Origin of the sequence: Limnohabitans rimovensis (SeqCode), assembly GCF_965234775.1 — a bacterium.
GTDB classification, from domain to species: domain Bacteria; phylum Pseudomonadota; class Gammaproteobacteria; order Burkholderiales; family Burkholderiaceae_C; genus Limnohabitans; species Limnohabitans rimovensis.
The window spans coordinates 635,071-651,392 of sequence record NZ_OZ248566.1 but is presented as its reverse complement, the minus strand read 5'-3'; the positions used below and the strand labels follow the sequence as shown (position 1 = coordinate 651,392).

11 protein-coding genes are annotated in these 16,322 nt (G+C 55.0%); 7 read left to right on the top strand and 4 right to left on the bottom strand.

Annotated features, from left to right (window positions below; genetic code table 11):
- Positions 1–47 precede the first annotated feature (47 nt).
- The gene (locus AC8GFZ_RS11955) at positions 48–512 is read right to left on the bottom strand and encodes a winged helix DNA-binding protein (protein ID WP_506645102.1); all 465 of its coding nucleotides are present in this window, start codon (positions 510–512) and stop codon (positions 48–50) included.
- Positions 513–753: 241 nt separating this feature from the next.
- Positions 754–1,227 carry a DUF6641 family protein gene (locus tag AC8GFZ_RS11950; RefSeq protein ID WP_506645101.1) on the bottom strand — a complete coding sequence of 158 codons (474 nt, stop codon included), beginning with the start codon at positions 1,225–1,227 and terminating at the stop codon, positions 754–756.
- Positions 1,228–1,581: 354 nt separating this feature from the next.
- Between AC8GFZ_RS11950 and AC8GFZ_RS11945 the strand changes: the two genes are divergently transcribed.
- Both AC8GFZ_RS11945 and AC8GFZ_RS11940 read left to right on the top strand, forming a co-directional pair.
- On the top strand, positions 1,582–2,094 hold the full coding sequence (locus tag AC8GFZ_RS11945) for an ATPase (RefSeq protein WP_506645100.1): 513 nt from the start codon (positions 1,582–1,584) through the stop codon (positions 2,092–2,094).
- A complete protein-coding gene (locus tag AC8GFZ_RS11940; protein WP_506645099.1) occupies positions 2,091–2,297 on the top strand; it encodes a hypothetical protein in 207 nt (68 codons plus the stop codon). The genes AC8GFZ_RS11945 and AC8GFZ_RS11940 overlap by 4 nt, the downstream gene beginning before the upstream one ends.
- Before the next feature lie 231 nt (positions 2,298–2,528).
- On the opposite strand, the gene AC8GFZ_RS11935 is transcribed toward AC8GFZ_RS11940, so the two are convergent.
- Positions 2,529–2,909: a DUF6876 family protein gene (locus tag AC8GFZ_RS11935; protein ID WP_506645098.1), complete on the bottom strand. Its 381-nt coding sequence runs from the start codon at positions 2,907–2,909 to the stop codon at positions 2,529–2,531.
- 604 nt (positions 2,910–3,513) lie between these two features.
- Here AC8GFZ_RS11935 and AC8GFZ_RS11930 point away from each other — a divergent pair.
- On the top strand, positions 3,514–4,086 hold the full coding sequence (locus AC8GFZ_RS11930) for a tyrosine-type recombinase/integrase (RefSeq protein WP_506645097.1): 573 nt from the start codon (positions 3,514–3,516) through the stop codon (positions 4,084–4,086).
- Between the two features lie 285 nt (positions 4,087–4,371).
- Here AC8GFZ_RS11930 and AC8GFZ_RS11925 read toward each other — a convergent pair whose 3' ends face one another.
- A complete protein-coding gene (locus AC8GFZ_RS11925) occupies positions 4,372–4,593 on the bottom strand; it encodes a YgjP-like metallopeptidase domain-containing protein (protein ID WP_506645123.1) in 222 nt (73 codons plus the stop codon).
- 172 nt (positions 4,594–4,765) lie between these two features.
- Here AC8GFZ_RS11925 and AC8GFZ_RS11920 point away from each other — a divergent pair, with 172 nt between their 5' ends.
- The 4 genes from AC8GFZ_RS11920 (at position 4,766) to AC8GFZ_RS11905 (ending at position 16,196) form a co-directional block, all read left to right on the top strand.
- Positions 4,766–6,691 carry a sensor histidine kinase gene (locus tag AC8GFZ_RS11920; RefSeq protein ID WP_506645096.1) on the top strand — a complete coding sequence of 642 codons (1,926 nt, stop codon included), beginning with the start codon at positions 4,766–4,768 and terminating at the stop codon, positions 6,689–6,691.
- Positions 6,667–7,383 carry a response regulator transcription factor gene (locus AC8GFZ_RS11915; RefSeq protein WP_506645095.1) on the top strand — a complete coding sequence of 239 codons (717 nt, stop codon included), beginning with the start codon at positions 6,667–6,669 and terminating at the stop codon, positions 7,381–7,383. The genes AC8GFZ_RS11920 and AC8GFZ_RS11915 overlap by 25 nt, the downstream gene beginning before the upstream one ends.
- A 110-nt stretch (positions 7,384–7,493) precedes the next feature.
- A complete protein-coding gene (locus AC8GFZ_RS11910) occupies positions 7,494–9,185 on the top strand; it encodes a ShlB/FhaC/HecB family hemolysin secretion/activation protein (RefSeq protein WP_506645094.1) in 1,692 nt (563 codons plus the stop codon).
- Positions 9,186–9,248: 63 nt separating this feature from the next.
- Positions 9,249–16,196 carry a YDG domain-containing protein gene (locus tag AC8GFZ_RS11905; protein WP_506645093.1) on the top strand — a complete coding sequence of 2,316 codons (6,948 nt, stop codon included), beginning with the start codon at positions 9,249–9,251 and terminating at the stop codon, positions 16,194–16,196.
- The last annotated feature ends 126 nt before the right edge of the window (positions 16,197–16,322 follow it).

Here is a 16,322-nt window from a genome sequence, read left to right as displayed (position 1 = left end):
TTTGAGAAATTCAATTGTTCAGGGCGGACTAATAAGCCAGTCACCCCCTACTGATTCATCAAAGCCGCATCCAAGCAATCCTCAATCTGCTCAAAGTATCTGAGCCCGTTTGAACTGAGGTTAATGAATTTTTTACGCCGATCCTTTTGATCAACGCCTAGAAAAATCAAGCCTGCAGCCCTTAATTTTTGGATCTGATGGTGAACTGTAGATGCACAACCGAACTGGCGCATTAAGCAAGCCTCACTCACACTTATTGGGTTGCCGCTCTCACTTTGAACAGCAATCTGCTCTAGAAGGTGCTGCTCATTAGTTGTCAACTTTGGCACATTTCGGCTTGATGTGTTGGCGCTGGAGAGTTGCAAGAACTCCATGTAGAGGTGATGGGTGCTTTGCTTTTTGAAGGCAGTTTTCTCGTCTGCTGAATCACTAGAGATCGCCCAAAGTTGGTCCAATTCAGCGTTCGTCAGCAGCGACACATTGCGATGAGGCGTTTGGCGTGTTTCATTCATATCAACCTCCTTCGAGATCACTTCATTTAGACGTCTTCTTCCGAACTTTTCTTACTGCAGTATGAGAAAAATACTTGCGGCATTAAGCCCTATCTGGGGTGGTTGCTATGCATATGTACCCGGGATGTGTAATAACAAGACATGGCTCAAAATCTAGGTTGATCTAGATCAAAATCCATACCCCTGAACCATATCCCGGGTGAAATCCAAAACTGAATCAAGCTTGATCAAGCATCTTGTATTAGGTTGTCTTACTGGGCAGCTTCAAAGTTGAACGAGCACTTGGCGCCGACTGCTTGGCCATGCCAGCTTTGACCTGTGCCATCACCGCGTCAATGCGCCGGTCCAACTCACCAGCGTCAACTGCAGAGGGGATCACTTGCAAGGAAGCAATCACATCGGCAATGCTGTCAGTCTCGATGGCGTTTTTGCCTTCCACTATCTCCAGTGTGCGTGCCCCATAGCGAACAGTGATGCACAGCTTGCCCTTGTCATCTGTCCACCACCAGGGCTTTAGTCTCTTGGGCACTTCAACCCTACGGCTCTCACCTGTCACTTCGTCTCGGACCGTACGGATCCTTACAGGCGAAAACTCTGTGCCTGACTGCTGTGCTTTGGCCAACTGGATCTGCTCAGCCAACTTGGTGCTTAGCTTTTGACGCCTTGCATGCTGTTGGCTGGCACCCTTTTCTCGCTTGGCCTGGACCAATTTCAATGCTTTTAAACCTGACACACACTGGATACACGTTCCTTGCAAATGAAATCTAGGATTTCCAGTGTATTTAGCACCTTTTTACAGATTTCAGGATCACAAAAAAAGTCACAGACATATAGTAATTTATAAGCTTGAATTGTTGAAATTCATTGGCCAAATGGGATCTTGGAGTGGCATTGCCACCACATGCCGAAGGCAGGACAGCTCCTTGCTCGAGAAAATCTTCGGGCTCGAGTAAATTGACAATTCCTTTTTTGTCACTAGCTGGACAGGAATTTCGCGGAAATGCACCCTAGATCTGCCGGTTGGCAATTGGCCCTGCAAAGCATAAAATCATAAGAACACGAGCGTTATTTGAAAAAAATCATCATCATTGCTGGACCCAACGGCGCGGGCAAAACCACATTTGCCCGTGATTTCTTGCCTGCTGAGGCCCAAACGCTGAGATTCATCAACGCCGATTTGATCGCTGCTGGCTTGGCTCCATTCAATCCAGAGACAGCCTCTTTCAAGGCTGGCCGCCTGATGCTGGAAGAAATCGACGAATGCGTGGATGCTGGACACAGTTTTGCGTTTGAAACCACGCTGTCCGGCTTGACCTATTTGAAAAAGATAGCTGTATGGCAGCACCTAGGCTATCAAGTTAAGCTTTGGTTCTTGTCATTGCCCAATGAAGACATCGCCGTATCCAGGGTTGCGCGCCGCGTTCTGCAAGGTGGCCACAACATTCCTGAAGACGTTATTCGCCGACGCTTCAAAGCTGGGTTAGCCAACTTCCATGAGCGTTACAGCAAGGTAGTTGATTCATGGGCGTTTTATGACAGTTCTGGCATGCACCCTAAGCTCATTGACTGGAGTAAAAAATGAACACCAAAGACATTCGCACCTCTAGTGATCCAGATTTGGCAGGCTCATATGCGGCCATGGAGCGTGCAGCCCGTGCAGCGCAAGATCTAGCCATCAAAACCAATACGGGTATCGTTGTGGCGATTGATGGAAAAAACGTTGAGTTGGCAGCAGCTGATTTGATCAAGCTGCGTGAGCAAGAAGAGCACCAGTCACACCTCTGAACGGCATTGCGATCATCAAACAGCCAGCTTCACGCTGGCTTTTTTATGCGCACTACCTTCACGCAAGTGATAAGTACTTGATGCACACCTATCAAGCATCTGTTCGCGCACAGGTCCACGGCCGCAGCCAAGTGATCAAAACTGAAGTTCGAGCCATGAACGCTCAGGACGCGCGTTGGTTGCTATGGGCGCAGTGGGGATTTCACAGCATTCAGTCGGGGCCAACACAGATCAATACTCGCTGGGCAGCATGATCACCCAGTGCTCCCGGTCCCAGCAGGCGTACAGCGTGATTTCACTCTGGGCAAAGTCTGTGTAGGGTATCGCCTGTCTGGCGTGCTCGCGGCCATTGCCATCTTCGTAGATCATCTCCGCCCTGCCCTCCGACACTTGCACACGGATCAGCACAAACCAGTCCTCCGTGCCAATCTCACACAGGTGGCTGGCCACAGCATCCATCATCCAAAAGCAAGCGCCCTTTTCTGCCAAGTATCGGGTGCCATCTGTCAGCAGGTGCCTGCGGCTGATCCTGTAATAGGCGCTGGTACCGGTGAATTGAGCCAGGGTCAGAGTGTCAAGTCCCAGTTGCTCTAGTTCATCTTGTGTTTTCATCGCTGTGTCCTGCGTTGTTTGCATGACCACAGTTTTGTTTCACATGCTCAAATGGGCAACCGATACGTGGTGTCCCGATAACTTGGCGGGGTACCGAATGAAAATCATCTGGGCAGAAATTCAAGTACTTGACCCCGAATTTCCGTAGCTGTGAAATCGAAAGCTGCAGGACCCATTCGGGCTGTGTACATGCCCGTGGCGGAAATCTCACAGATTTGCCCTAAAGCTGCAATCAACAACTGTCTAGTCACAAAACCCCAGCGCTAAAACGCCCTACAGCGCATCGATCTACCTGACCGAATACTTGGGATGCTGGCAGCGCCGATCAGCGCTTGTAGGGCTGATTTGATGCAGTGGTGATTTGGGCACCAAAAGAGTGCGAAAGCGATGCGGAAATCTATGAAAATTCAGCTTTCTAATGATTTCGCCTCTTGAGCTTTGAAATTGTTGAGGATTTTTTCAATGAAAAAGTTATCCACAACCAGTTCATTTCGCCCTCTCTCTAGCTCGGTAACCCGCCACTCTGGCAGGACTCAGGTTGCCCAGATAAATATGTGAAAACACAATGCAATTAACGCAAACACATGATTAAAGGAGAACTTGAATGGCACAGGCAAAAACACTCACCAAAGAAGAACTGACACGGGTACTGGACCACATCCGCACACGCCGCTTCGCGCCACGCAACAGAGCAATGATGCTGCTCACTCACCTGGCAGGTTTAAGAATCGGTGAAGTTGCTTGCCTGCGCTGGAGCGATGTGATCAAGCAGGACGGCACAGTCAAGGAAGAAATCCGCTTGCTGCCCGACATGACCAAGGGCCGACACCCAAGGACTGTTTTCGTCAACATCCGACTGCGCGAGGAATTGGCAGCGTATGCAGCACAGGCTCGGTGCGTGGATCGCAACTACCCATTCTTTGCCAGCCAAAAAAGCATCAAGTCAGGATTCGGCGCAAACAGCTTGGCTCAGGCCTTTGCACTCATGTACGAAGGCGCTGGAGTTGAGGGTGCCAGCAGTCACAGTGGGCGCAGAACGTTCCTAACAAACTTGGCCAACAAAGGCACTGCGATACATATTTTAAAAACGCTTGCTGGGCACCGCTCAATCAGCACCACCGCTGCCTATCTTTACAGCAGCCCCAGTCAATTGAAGGCAGCTGTCGAGCTGGTTTGATTCCTGACTTATAACTAAAGATATCAAATTTAATTATTTTTCATCGAAGCTTCAATCGAAATAAATTTGCATTTTGAAAGTAGTAAAAAATAATTTATTAGTTTAATTTGTGCAAACCACATTTGCGATGAGACACATCAGGATACGCGATTTCGTCAAAAATTTTCGATAGATCATTTAGCGATCCATTCAACCATTGTGACATTGCACTTGCGAATACGGAATTTTTAAAATATTGCCATATCCATATATTAGTTAATTTCATAAGCATATAGTTTAAGGTTCTTAGTACTCCCAGTTTTCATGCCTGACCGGCAAGCTGTTCAACAATTGCCTATGTGACTTCCACTTGGGCATATGTTGATCCATCAGTTTGATGAAATGCTCGTTGTGTGCCGGCTCCAGCAAATGCACCAGTTCATGCACAACGATGTAATCCAAGCATTCCCTTTGCTTTTTGGCAAGGTCGTCGCAACCTTTAAACGCTTGGGTGACTTCGGCGGGGATGGTTACCCGGTCTAGCCGGGTGTGACAGATAAGGACGGGTTTCGATCAACCCAGTAGCTTGGAACAAGTGATGGCTTCAGCGATGTAGGGAAATGTAGGCTTCAACTTGCTTTTCTGTTAAAAACTACCAGCTTTCAAGCCTTTCATTGTCATACCCACCTGTTCCTTGACCATGCTCGTCAATGCTCCCCGCTGGTTCCGTTGGTCTGGATTGTTCCTGACGCTCCTGCTCACATTCGGGCTGGCAGCTTGCCAACCATCCCCAGACGGAAGCAAAGCACCTCCGCTCGTCCAATCCATGGCCTGGCACATGGACTCCAGCGGTCGTGCCACGCTTCAAGAGGTCCAAGCCGTCGAAAGCTGGACATCTTTTGATGGCAAGATGAATTGGGGATTTGGGGAAGAACCCATCTGGATCCGCTACACCTTGCGTGCAGCCTTACCCGAAGAAAAAGAGGCATGGATCGTCGGTGTTGAACCGTTTTTCCTCGATCAACTGACTTTGTATGACTCAGCCTCAACCCGGGTCCAGCACGGTGGTTATGCTAGACCGCGCAGTGAGGATGCCTTGGATTCGATCAATTTTTCATTTCAGATTCCACCCTTACCCGAAGAGCGCAACCTGTACTTGCGCATCGACACCCCAAGTGCCCGGCTGGTCATGACCGATGTCTGGCCTTTGCGCAAAGCACAAGTCAAAAATTACAACATGGAAAGACTCGTGGTCTTTCTGCAGTCTGTGTCCATCGTCTTTGCCCTGTGGTCGACGATGCAATGGTGGATGAGTCGAGAGCGAGTGATGGGGGTATACGCCTTTAAACAATGGATGGCCACGCTGTGGGCTTTCAGTATGGTGGGTTTCAGTGGGCTTTTGCTGAGCGATCTCATTCCCCTGAACTTCCGCCTCTGCCTAGGATACTTTATCCGGATTTGGACTCTTGCTAGCGGCGTATGGTTCTATACCGTCTTGTTTGAAGACTATGGCCTGCAGCGCGGCTTTCTGCGCGCAACACTTGCCGCTGTGGCGCTGGTCTGCGTACTGCCCTTTCTCCAGTTCTTTGACATGACCCGATTCATGTTGTTAAGCACCAATGTCATGGTGATTGTTTGCTTGGGCTTGATGTGGTTTACCTTGTTGTTCGCTCAACCCTCCCGGCAAAAACAAAGCTTGTCCTACTTGTTATTGTTGGCTTATTTTTCCATTTTCGCGACCATCAACATCATCCCCGCCGCCATCCGGCAGGGGTGGCTGCCAATCAACCGCTTCTTGCTGGCCGGTAACCTGATGCATGTCTTGCTCGATGGACTGGTGATGTTCTTGCTGATGCAATTGCGTGTATACAACATGGCCCAAAAATCGCATGAGCTACAAAACGAGAAAACCATGATGGCCATGAACCTAGACAGGACCAAGCAAGTCCTGGCCCTTGAGCAGCGACAGCGTCAAGAGCAATCTCAGTTTTTACACATGCTGATGCACGAGCTCAAGACACCGCTGTCTATCGTGTCGTTAGCGCTGGGTAACAAGACAAACCGGGAAGAAAACCTGGCACATGCCAGCCATGCTGTGCAAGACATGAAAGCCATCATCGAGCGCTGCGTGCAGTCTGACCAAATCGGAGAACTTCGACTGAAGCAACACCGCCAACCAGTCAATGTGGTGGGGCTCTTACGTCAACAAGCAAAGGCCATCTCAAAGCTTAAGGGGCGTTTCGATCTCGCCGCAGACCTAAACTTGCCTCGGCCACACACAGACCCACAACTGCTGCAAATCGTTCTGACCAATTTGCTTATCAATGCGGCCCATTACAGCGACCCCCTCACCCCCGTTACCGTCACCTTGAAGCCCAAAACCCAGGATGATCTGCCGGGCTTGGAACTGCGCATGAGCAACACACCGGGGCTGGCTGGCTGGCCTGACACTGAGCAACTGTTCAACAAGTATTACCGCGCCAATGCCGCACAACGCGAATCGGGCACAGGCCTCGGGCTTTTCCTATCGCGAGAGCTGGCGCAAAGCCTGGGGGGCACTTTGGTTTACGCGCCCAGCTATCAACATGTGGAGTTTGTTCTGTGGATACCCCTGCACCACGCCTGAACCTGGTGATTGTTGAAGATCACGACATTTTGCGCGACATGCTCCAGCAAGCGCTGGAGGAATCAGGCCATCAAGTCGTTGCACTGTCTTGTGCCGAAGAGCTCGAAGACGTGGCCCAAGGCCAACACGTTGACATTTTTTTGATCGACCTGAACCTGCCCGGCGAAGATGGCCTGAGCCTAACTGAGCGCGTACGCACCGCCTACCCGCTCGCGGGTTTGATCGTGGTAACAGCCCGCTCGGGCCTGAGCGACAAGCTCGAAAGCTACGCGCGAGGTGCCGACATGTACCTCAGCAAACCCATCGAAGTGCCCGAACTCTGTGCCGCGGTTGGCGCCCTTGGTCGGCGTCGACAAAGGGTTGACACCCTGCTGCAAAACCAGAACCAGCAAAGCTTTACCCTGCATCAGCAGCACATGCGTATTGCCAAGCCTGGTCAGTCTGAAATTGTCCTGAGCGCTTCTGAAACTTCCATCTTGACCGCCTTTTCACGTGCCCCAGGACAGCGCATCGCCTACTGGCAAATCGCCGAAACCCTCGGCCTGAACCTGGAAACTTACCCCAAAGCCAGCCTGGAAGTGCGCATGGTGCGCCTGCGCAAGAAACTGGTAGACGCCGGAGCGGGCAGCAACTGCATCGAAGCCATCCGGGGGCACGGCTACCAGCTGTGCATCTCAGTGCAAGTGGTTTAGCAGTACCTGCTGACCTCACCCATTAAGACATGTCAATTTTGTAGGTTTTTGTAGGCAAAGAAAGATTTTCGCGTTTTAACCTCGCGCGATGTTTTTTCTTGACCCACAAAATGCCCAATAGACCTCTTCCCACTTATTGGTCTTTGCCTGTCGCATTGGGGCTGAGCTTTTCGGGATGGGCCCAAACGCCCCCAGACGCCGGTAGCTTGCGTCAGCAAATCGAGCAACAACGCCCACAGCCATTGCCCGCAGCGCGCCCCCAAAGCGCACCGCTGCCCCCCCAAATCCAGCCCACATCGGGCATGACCGTCATGGTCAAATCCTTCCGCTTTGCAAGCAACAACTTGCTCAGCAGCGAACAACTGGCAACCGTCCTGCAGGCGTTTGTGGGCCTGCAACTCGACTTTGCCGGGATACAGCGCGCCGCCGATGCGGTCGCCGCTGCCTACCGTGAGTCCGGATGGTTGGCGCGGGTTTATTTGCCAGAGCAAGACATCAGCGAAGGCACCATCACCCTGCAAGTGGTGGAAGCACGGTTTGCTGGCCTGCGCCTGGAAGGCGAACCTTCCAAGCGCGTTCTTTCCTCGGACATTGAGGCCTTTTTCGAGGAGCAACAAAAAACGGGCGAGCCTTTGAACACACTGGCCCTCGACCGTGCCCTGCTGTTGGCCGACGACCTGCCCGGCATCAGCGTCGCAGGCACCTTGGTTCCAGGCCAGGCCGAAGGCGAAACGGGCTTGGCGATTCAAAACAGCGACGAGGCTTTTGTCTACGGCGAAGTGACCCTGGACAACACCGGTGCGCGCTCAACCGGCAGCAACCGCGTCATGCTCAACCTGAACATCAACAGCCCTGGCGACCACGGCGAATTGATCAACTTGACCGCATTGCGCACCCAAGGCAGTGCCTACGTCCGATTGGGTCTGACCGTCCCTGTGGGCTACAACGGCTTGCGCTTTGGGTTCAACGGCAGCACGATGAACTACAAAGTCATCGACGGCCCCAGCAGCTTGGTGAGCTTGAACGTCCAAGGCAGCTCCGACAGCATAGGCTTGGACTGGAGCTTTCCAGTCGTTCGGCAGCGCATGCGCAATTTGTATTTTTCTGGGGGTCTGGATAACAAACGTTTCTACAACGACAGCATCAACAAAACCAGCGCCACCAACAGCTACGCCGATTACGAGACCAACAGCCTGAAGTTGGGTTTTTCTGGCAACGTTTTTGACGACCTGGGTGGCGGCGGTGCCAACAGTGCCTCATTGCAAGTGGTGCAAGGTCAACTCGCCCGTGTCAAGGCCCACACCCAGATCGACACCCTGGGCCGCGACTACATCAAATTCAACTACGCCCTGAGCCGACAACAGTCATTGACCAAGGACCACTCTCTGCTCCTCAACCTCCAAGGCCAATACGCCACGCAGTTGCTGGACTCGTCTGAGAAGTTTTACATCGGCGGTGCCACCATCGTGCGCGCCTACCCCAGCAGCGAGTTGGGTGGTGAGCGCGGCCAACTGCTGACGGGCGAATGGCGCTGGCGCTTGCATGCTGCGTGGTTGCTGAGCGGTTTTATAGACCAAGCTTGGGTGACCGCGCTGCCAACCACAGCCGCTGACGCATCCACGCCATCGAGTTTGCGCGGGTATGGCCTGAGCGCGGCTTGGCAAGGCCCCCTGGGTCTCAACGCCAAGCTCACGTGGTCTCAGCGCGAAGGCAGCAACCCCAAGCCCACAGCCACCGGTACCGATGGCGACGGCACGCTTCTGATCAACCGCATCTGGTTCACCGCAGGCTTGTCTTTTTGATCCACCCACGATCCAAGACCCAACACGCTTTTTTCATCTGAAGCACCCACAGAGCCCCGCACCATGAACAAGTCATTCCACAGCATCTGGAACGCCAGTAAGCAAACCTATGTCGCCGCTGCCGAAACCGTCAGCGCCAAAGGCAAGCCCAGCTCGGGTGCGAAGGTGGTCTCAGCCATTGCTGCAATTCTGGGGGGTCTTTTGGCGCAAAGCGCCTACGCCCAGACGGCACCACCACCCAGCACCTTGCCCACGGGCGGGCAAGTCGGCGCGGGCAAGGCAAGCATTGGGCAAACGGGTGCGAATATGCTCATCCAGCAAAGCACCGACCGCGCGGCCATCAATTGGCAAAGCTTCAATGTGGGCAAAGACGCCAAGGTGCAGTTTGTACAGCCCAGTGCCAGCAGCGTCACGCTCAACCGTGTGCTCGGCAACGACCCCAGCCAAATCTTTGGCCAAATTTCAGCCAACGGCCAAGTCATCCTCACCAACCCGTCGGGTGTGTTTTTTGGCAAAGATGCGCGCGTCGATGTGGGCGGTTTGATCGCGACCACACATGGCATTGGCAATGCCGACTTCATGGCGGGCAAAAACAGGTTTGAGCGCAACGACAGCACCGCCAGCGTGGTCAACGAAGGCGAGCTCAAGGCCACATTGGGCGGCTACATCGCACTGCTCGCACCTGAGGTGCGCAACCAAGGTGCCGTCATCGCGCACATGGGCACCGTGGCCATGGCCGCTGGCGAAGCCTTTGACTTGAAGTTCGACAGCAACAACCGCCTGACGAGCCTGCGCGTCACGCCCAGCCAAATTCAAGCCCTGGTGGACAACCGCTTGGCCGTACAAGCCCCTGGCGGCTTGGTCATCATCAGCGCGCAATCGATGGACCGCCTGGTCGGCGGCGTGGTGAAAAACAGTGGCACGGTGGAAGCCACTGGCCTTCAACAACAAGGCGGGCGCATTGTGTTGTCGGGCAGCGCGCGTGTGCAAAATGCGGGCACCTTGGATGCCAGCAGCACTGAGGCCTTTGGCAAAGGCGGCAACATCAGCCTGCAAGGCGACAGCATTGAGCTGCAAAGCAGCAGCCGCATCAGCGCCACGGGGCCTGCCGGCGGCGGCACGGTGCTGGTGGGGGGCAACTGGCAAGGCAGCGCTGACCCGCTGCTGCAAGTCACAGAGCAGCCTAACCAACAGGCCACCACAGTGAACATGGCCAGCGGTGCCACCATCGATGCCAGCGCCACGCACAATGGCGATGGCGGCATGGTGGTGCTGTGGAGTGATGTCAAAGCAGAAGGCAGTGAAACCGATTTTGCAGGGCAAATTCATGCACAAGGCGGCCCCAACAGCGGCCAAGGTGGGCGTGTCGAAACCTCAGGGCACACACTGCGCGTGGCTGAAACAGCCGGGGTGAACACGTTGGCGCCAAAAGGCAACGCTGGCCAATGGCTGCTGGACCCGATTGACTTCACCATCAGCGCCGGTTCAGGCGGGCAAACCACGAGTGGCATTGGCGCGACAACCCTGGCCGGCAACTTACTCACCACCAGCGTTGCCATTGCCACGGATGCGTCACCGGGAGGCAATGGCGACATCAGAGTGAATGCCGCAGTCACCCAAGCGGCCGCTAATTCTCTGACGCTGACCGCGCACAGAGACATCAATGTTTACTATGCCTTGAGCATTGGTGGTGGGATTACTCTGAACGCTGGCCGCATCATTTCGGTGAACAACAACTTATCCAGCACCGCGACCAACAGCACGGGTATCAGCCTTTCCGGCACAGCCATCGTACAGGGGTCTTTCAGCGTGACCACCCAAGGGTCACCGATCACTTACAGCGTCACAAATTCACCCCAAACGAGCAGCACAGACTATGCTCTGCTAATTGGCAACAACGCCAGCTTCAATGCCTCTGGCGGCAACATAAATCTAAGTTCTTCTTTTGCAGCTGGGGGGGCTAGCGGAACTCAAGATGACGTCGCCGTTCTTTTTGGCGACAACTCCATTGTCCGGACCAGTGGCAGCGGCAACATCACCGTGACAGGAAATGCATCCAATCTGACCACCACCGGTAACGCAATGGGTATTTATTTCAGTGGCGGTAACACCATCGTCACCGACTCCGGTGCACTCACCCTGAACCTGTACCGTAGAACAACCGCCAATTCAGATGGTCTGCAAAACTGGGCCGGGGCCAGTCTGCTGTCGCAGTCTGGGCGCATCAGTATCGTTGACCTGACACCGGATGGAAGCTCGTTAGGTACGCAGAACTCAATCACCTCTCTAAGAAGTGAAACTTTGAATATCGGGGCTGTGAGTGGATCATCTGTGACCACCAGCACGTCTGACATCACGATACAGGCCAACAAAACTTTCAACCCCAATGCTCTGAAACTCAACACGGGTGGCAACATCGTTTTTGAATCAGCAGGGTCCACCTTCTCAGCGGCGCAGACATTTCCATCGATTTCAGGCTCCCCCTCTAGCGTGCGCCTGGGCAAGAGCGCCAACACCGCCGATGTGACCGTGGGCACAGCCATCACCGCAACAGGTCCGATCTCCATTAACGGTGGGGCCATCACGATCAGTGCGCCGATCACGGCCACCAACAGCCAAATCACCCTCAAAGGCGGCACCGGCAAGGCTGTCACCGATGGCACCAGCGGCTTCGTTGTCGCCAGTGACCTGTTCCTCTTAGGCGGAAACGTCACGCTTGACCACGCCAGCAACAACGTTGGCACCTTGGCGGCCAGCGGCGTGGGCAGCCTAACCTACATTGACAGCAATGCGCTCACCATCGGCACAGTGGGTGCCACCTCTGGCATTGGAGCCACCGGCGCCGTCAGTGTCTCTACCTTGACGGGCGACCTCACCTTGGCTGACAACATCAACACCACCAGCACGACCAGCAGTGCCATCTTGCTCAACGCGGGTAAGAGCACCGCCCCAGGAACTGCCTCCGGGGGCAACTTGCTGATCTCTGGAACGCCCACGCTGAGCGTCGGTACTGGAGGAAGGATCAGCCTGATGACTGGCAGCGTGACAGGCAGTACGGGCTTGACCAGCTTGAGCGGCCTGACGGCAGGCACTGGGCGCTTTAGGTACAACGCCGATGAATCGACCAACTTTGCCACTGGCAGCTGGACCGCCCTTAGCTCGGGTGTGTATGGCATTTATCGCGAACAGCCCACAGCCATCACCCTGGACAACCTCAACCAAGTCATCACTTATGGCGACAGTTTTGCGTTGTCCACCACGCCCACTGGGTTGTTGAATGGCGATACGTTCTCTCAAACCATCACCAGCGCGGCCTATTCCTCGGGCCGTCTCAATGCCAATGCCACGCCTTACACCATCACCAGCAACTTGACTGGATTGGGCTACAGCGTCTCCGCCAATACGCTGACGGTCAACCGCAAGGCGCTGACGGCTTCTGGGCTCTCAAGCGCCAACAAGGTTTACAACGGCACCACCACGGCCGTGGTGAGCGGCACCGCAGTATTGCAAGCGGCTGTGGCAACAGGCACCAGCAGTGATGGCAAACCCTTCACGGGTGACACGGTGAGCTTGACGGGCACAGCTGTGGGCAACTTCAACACCAAAGACGTGCTCACGGCCAACACGGTGGCTTTCACAGGCCTGAGTTTGACGGGTGCGCAATCAGGCAATTACGCTCTCACGCAGCCTTCCGATAACACGGCGCGCATCACGGCCAAGGCGCTGACCGTCAGCGGGCTGTCATCGGCCAACAAGGTGTACGACGCCACCACCACAGCCGCCGTCAACGGCACCGCTGTGCTGCAAACTGCCATTGCGGCAGGCGCGGGCACCAGCAGCGACGGCAAGGCTTATGCGGTTGATTCCGTGAGCCTGACTGGCACAGCCCTTGGCAACTTCAACACCAAAGACGTGATCACAGCCAACACGGTGGCTTTCTCAGGTCTGGGTCTGACTGGCACAGGCGCAGACAACTACAGCCTGACCCAGCACGCCAACGCCACAACGCCACGCATCACGGCCAAGGCATTGACGGTGTCGGGCGTGACCACCGCTGACAAGGTTTACGACGGCACCACCACAGCCGTTGTGAGCGGCACGGCGGTCTTGCAAACCGCCATTGCCACAGGCACGGGCACCAGCAGTGACGGCAAGGCCTACTTGGGCGACACCGTTGCTCTGACTGGCACAGCCCTTGGCAACTTCAACACCAAAGACGTCGCCACGGCCAGCACAGTGACTTTTACGGGTCTGAGCTTGTCGGGTGCGCAGTCAGGCAATTACTCGCTCACGCAGCCTGCAGCGGCTACAAAACAAATCACCCCAGCTTCTTTAACGGTTTACGCCAACAACGATGCCAAGTTTGTGACCACCGCAGACCCTGGCTTCACATTCAGTTATTCACCCTTTGTGGTGGGCGAAACGGCGTCGACCGCTGGCGTTCTGACCAGCACACCGACGGTGAGCGTAGACCGCACCAACACCTTGAACATCACCAACGGCAGCGCTGCAACCGGTGTGTTGGCCAGCAGTGGCACCGAGTCTGCAGGCACCTATGCCAATGCACTGGTACCTTCTGGCGCTGTTGCGCCAAATTACCAAATCAGTTACGCAAAGGGCAGTTACACCATCGTGCCGGCTGAGCAACTCTTGGTTCGCTTGCAAAGCGCCAGTGCCACCTACGGGTCTGCGCCCACCTACACCGTGAGCAGCGCTCAGTACATGCCTGCGGGGGGCAACCCTGCTGCACCGGTCAACGTAGGCACTGTGAACGTGAACGGCAATGCCGTGTCCGTGAACGACGGCGCAGGCACATCGGCCACATTCAATCTCACCCCTGTCAATGCTTCGCTCAGCACGACCTTACAGACAAAGGCAGGGGCTTACCAGTTGGAAGGCTCTGGGCTTGCCATCACGCCCAGCGCCAACCCCAACTTCAGTCGCTTGACCGTCGTGGGTGACTTGTCTGTCACACCAAAAGCATTGACCCCCAATGTCAATAACGCCACCAAACCTTATGACGGCACCACCGCAGCGACTGGGGTCTCGATTGGCATGACCGGCGTGGTGACGTCGGGTGCCCTGACCGACGCAGTCAGCGCTGGCGGAAATGGGCAATTTGCCTCGCGCAATGCAGGTTCGACCACCTACACCCTCAGCAATTTGGCATTGACGGGCAACGATGCTGGCAACTACACCATCACCAATGCGTCCATCAGTGGCTCAGGCACCATCACGCCCAAAGCCGTGACACTGACTGCACCGACGGGCACCAAGGTCTACGACGGGCAAACCACCTCCTCAGTGACCGCAGCAGACTTGACGGCACTGAGCACAGCACTGGGTGTTGCAGGCGATACGGTGAGTGGCGTCAGCCTTAACTTTGACAATAAGAATGTGGGCACCGGCAAAACGCTGACGCCAAGCGCAGCGGTGGTGGCTGACGGCAACAGCGGCGGCAATTACGCCATCACTTACGCCAGCAACACGCAAAGCAGCATCACACGCCTGAACTCTGTCACTTGGGTGGGCGGCACAACGGGCAATTGGTTTGATCCCGCCAACTGGGCGGGCGGTGCGGTGCCTGATTTGTCCAACGTGGCCAACGTGGTCATTCCCTCTGGCGTGACGGCCAGCTTTGGCAGCACAGTGGTTGCTCCTGCGCAAAGCGGTGCGGTCAACATTGACGGGTTGACGGGCACGGGCAGCAATTTGTCGCAAAGCGCGGGCACCTTGAATGTGGGCACGGGCGGCATGGTTTTGAGCGGCCTCACGCAAAGTGGCGGCACTCTGACCAATACAGGCTCAACCACCTCGGACAGCTTCAACCAAAGCGGTGGCAGCTTTTCGGGCACAGGCGCCATGACGGCAGCCTCGTTGGTGCAAACTGGCGGTGCCATGACCCTTGGAGGTGACCTATCAGTCACCCAAAACTTCAGCCAAGGCGCTTCGGGCAGTGTTTCTGTGGGTGGAAACACCAGCATCACAGACACCACGGCTGGCGTGCAATTGGGCAACCTGACCAGCACAGGCACATTGAGCGTGACCAGCACCGATGGCGCCATCAGCCAATCCAGCGGCAGCGTGATCACAGCGCAATCGACCAGCAGTTTCACAGCCACGCAGGGCGGACAACCCGCCGCAATCAACTTGGGCAATGCGGGCAATGACTTTGTGGGTGCCGTTAGCCTGAATGGCAGCAACGTGACCATCGTCGATGCGAATGCGCTCACACTGGGCACCGTGACCACGGCTGGCAACCTCAACGCAACTGCTGCCACCAACCTCGCTGTGAACGGTGTGGTCAACGCCAGCACCTTGGACCTGACTGCCACCACCGGCAACGTCACCCAGGGCACCAGCAGCACACTCACTGTCGCCACCGGCCCCACCAACCTCACCGCTGGCGGCAGCATCACCCTAGACGGCACCAACAACTTCACTGGGGTTGTCAACAAAACGGGCACCAACATCACACGCGATGTCTCTGTCTCACCCAATGTCACCGCGGCGCAAGTTGTCGCCTCTAAATTATTGGCCAATAACCCAACACCGCCTGTGATGGGCACAAGTCTGTCCAATGCCAACATACCTCAACCGTTGATGGTGAGTGCCACAACCCAAACTTTGGTGACGAATGACTCAGGCAGTTCTGCCAACAGCTCAGCTGCAAGCTCGCAGGCATCAGGCATCAGCGTTGAGCAACGCAATGCACCCAGTTCAACCGGTTTGTCGATGATGTTTGCGGTTTCTTTGCCAAAGGGAACGTCTACCGTGGGCGCAGGATTTAGCTTTGATCTGCCTGAATCGGTTCGTACCGCAGCCGCAGAAAGTTCCGATATTCGCGCAAACTTACCGAGTGGTTCTGCACTTCCTGAATGGCTGAAATTTGATGTCAAAACCTTGCGGTTTGATGCCAGCGCCGTGCCGGATGGCGCTTTTCCACTGCAAGTGGCATTGACCTTTGGCGGACAACGCACGTTGGTGGTGATCTCAGAAAGAGCAGATTAACAATGCTTTGAGCGATTGGGAATCCTTCATACTTAAATGGTTTGCGAGCTCCACGCATGAATCCAGGCTTTAGCCCATAACCTTTTTGAATGCCCCACGTTGTAGTTGACGGGAGAAAAAATTAAT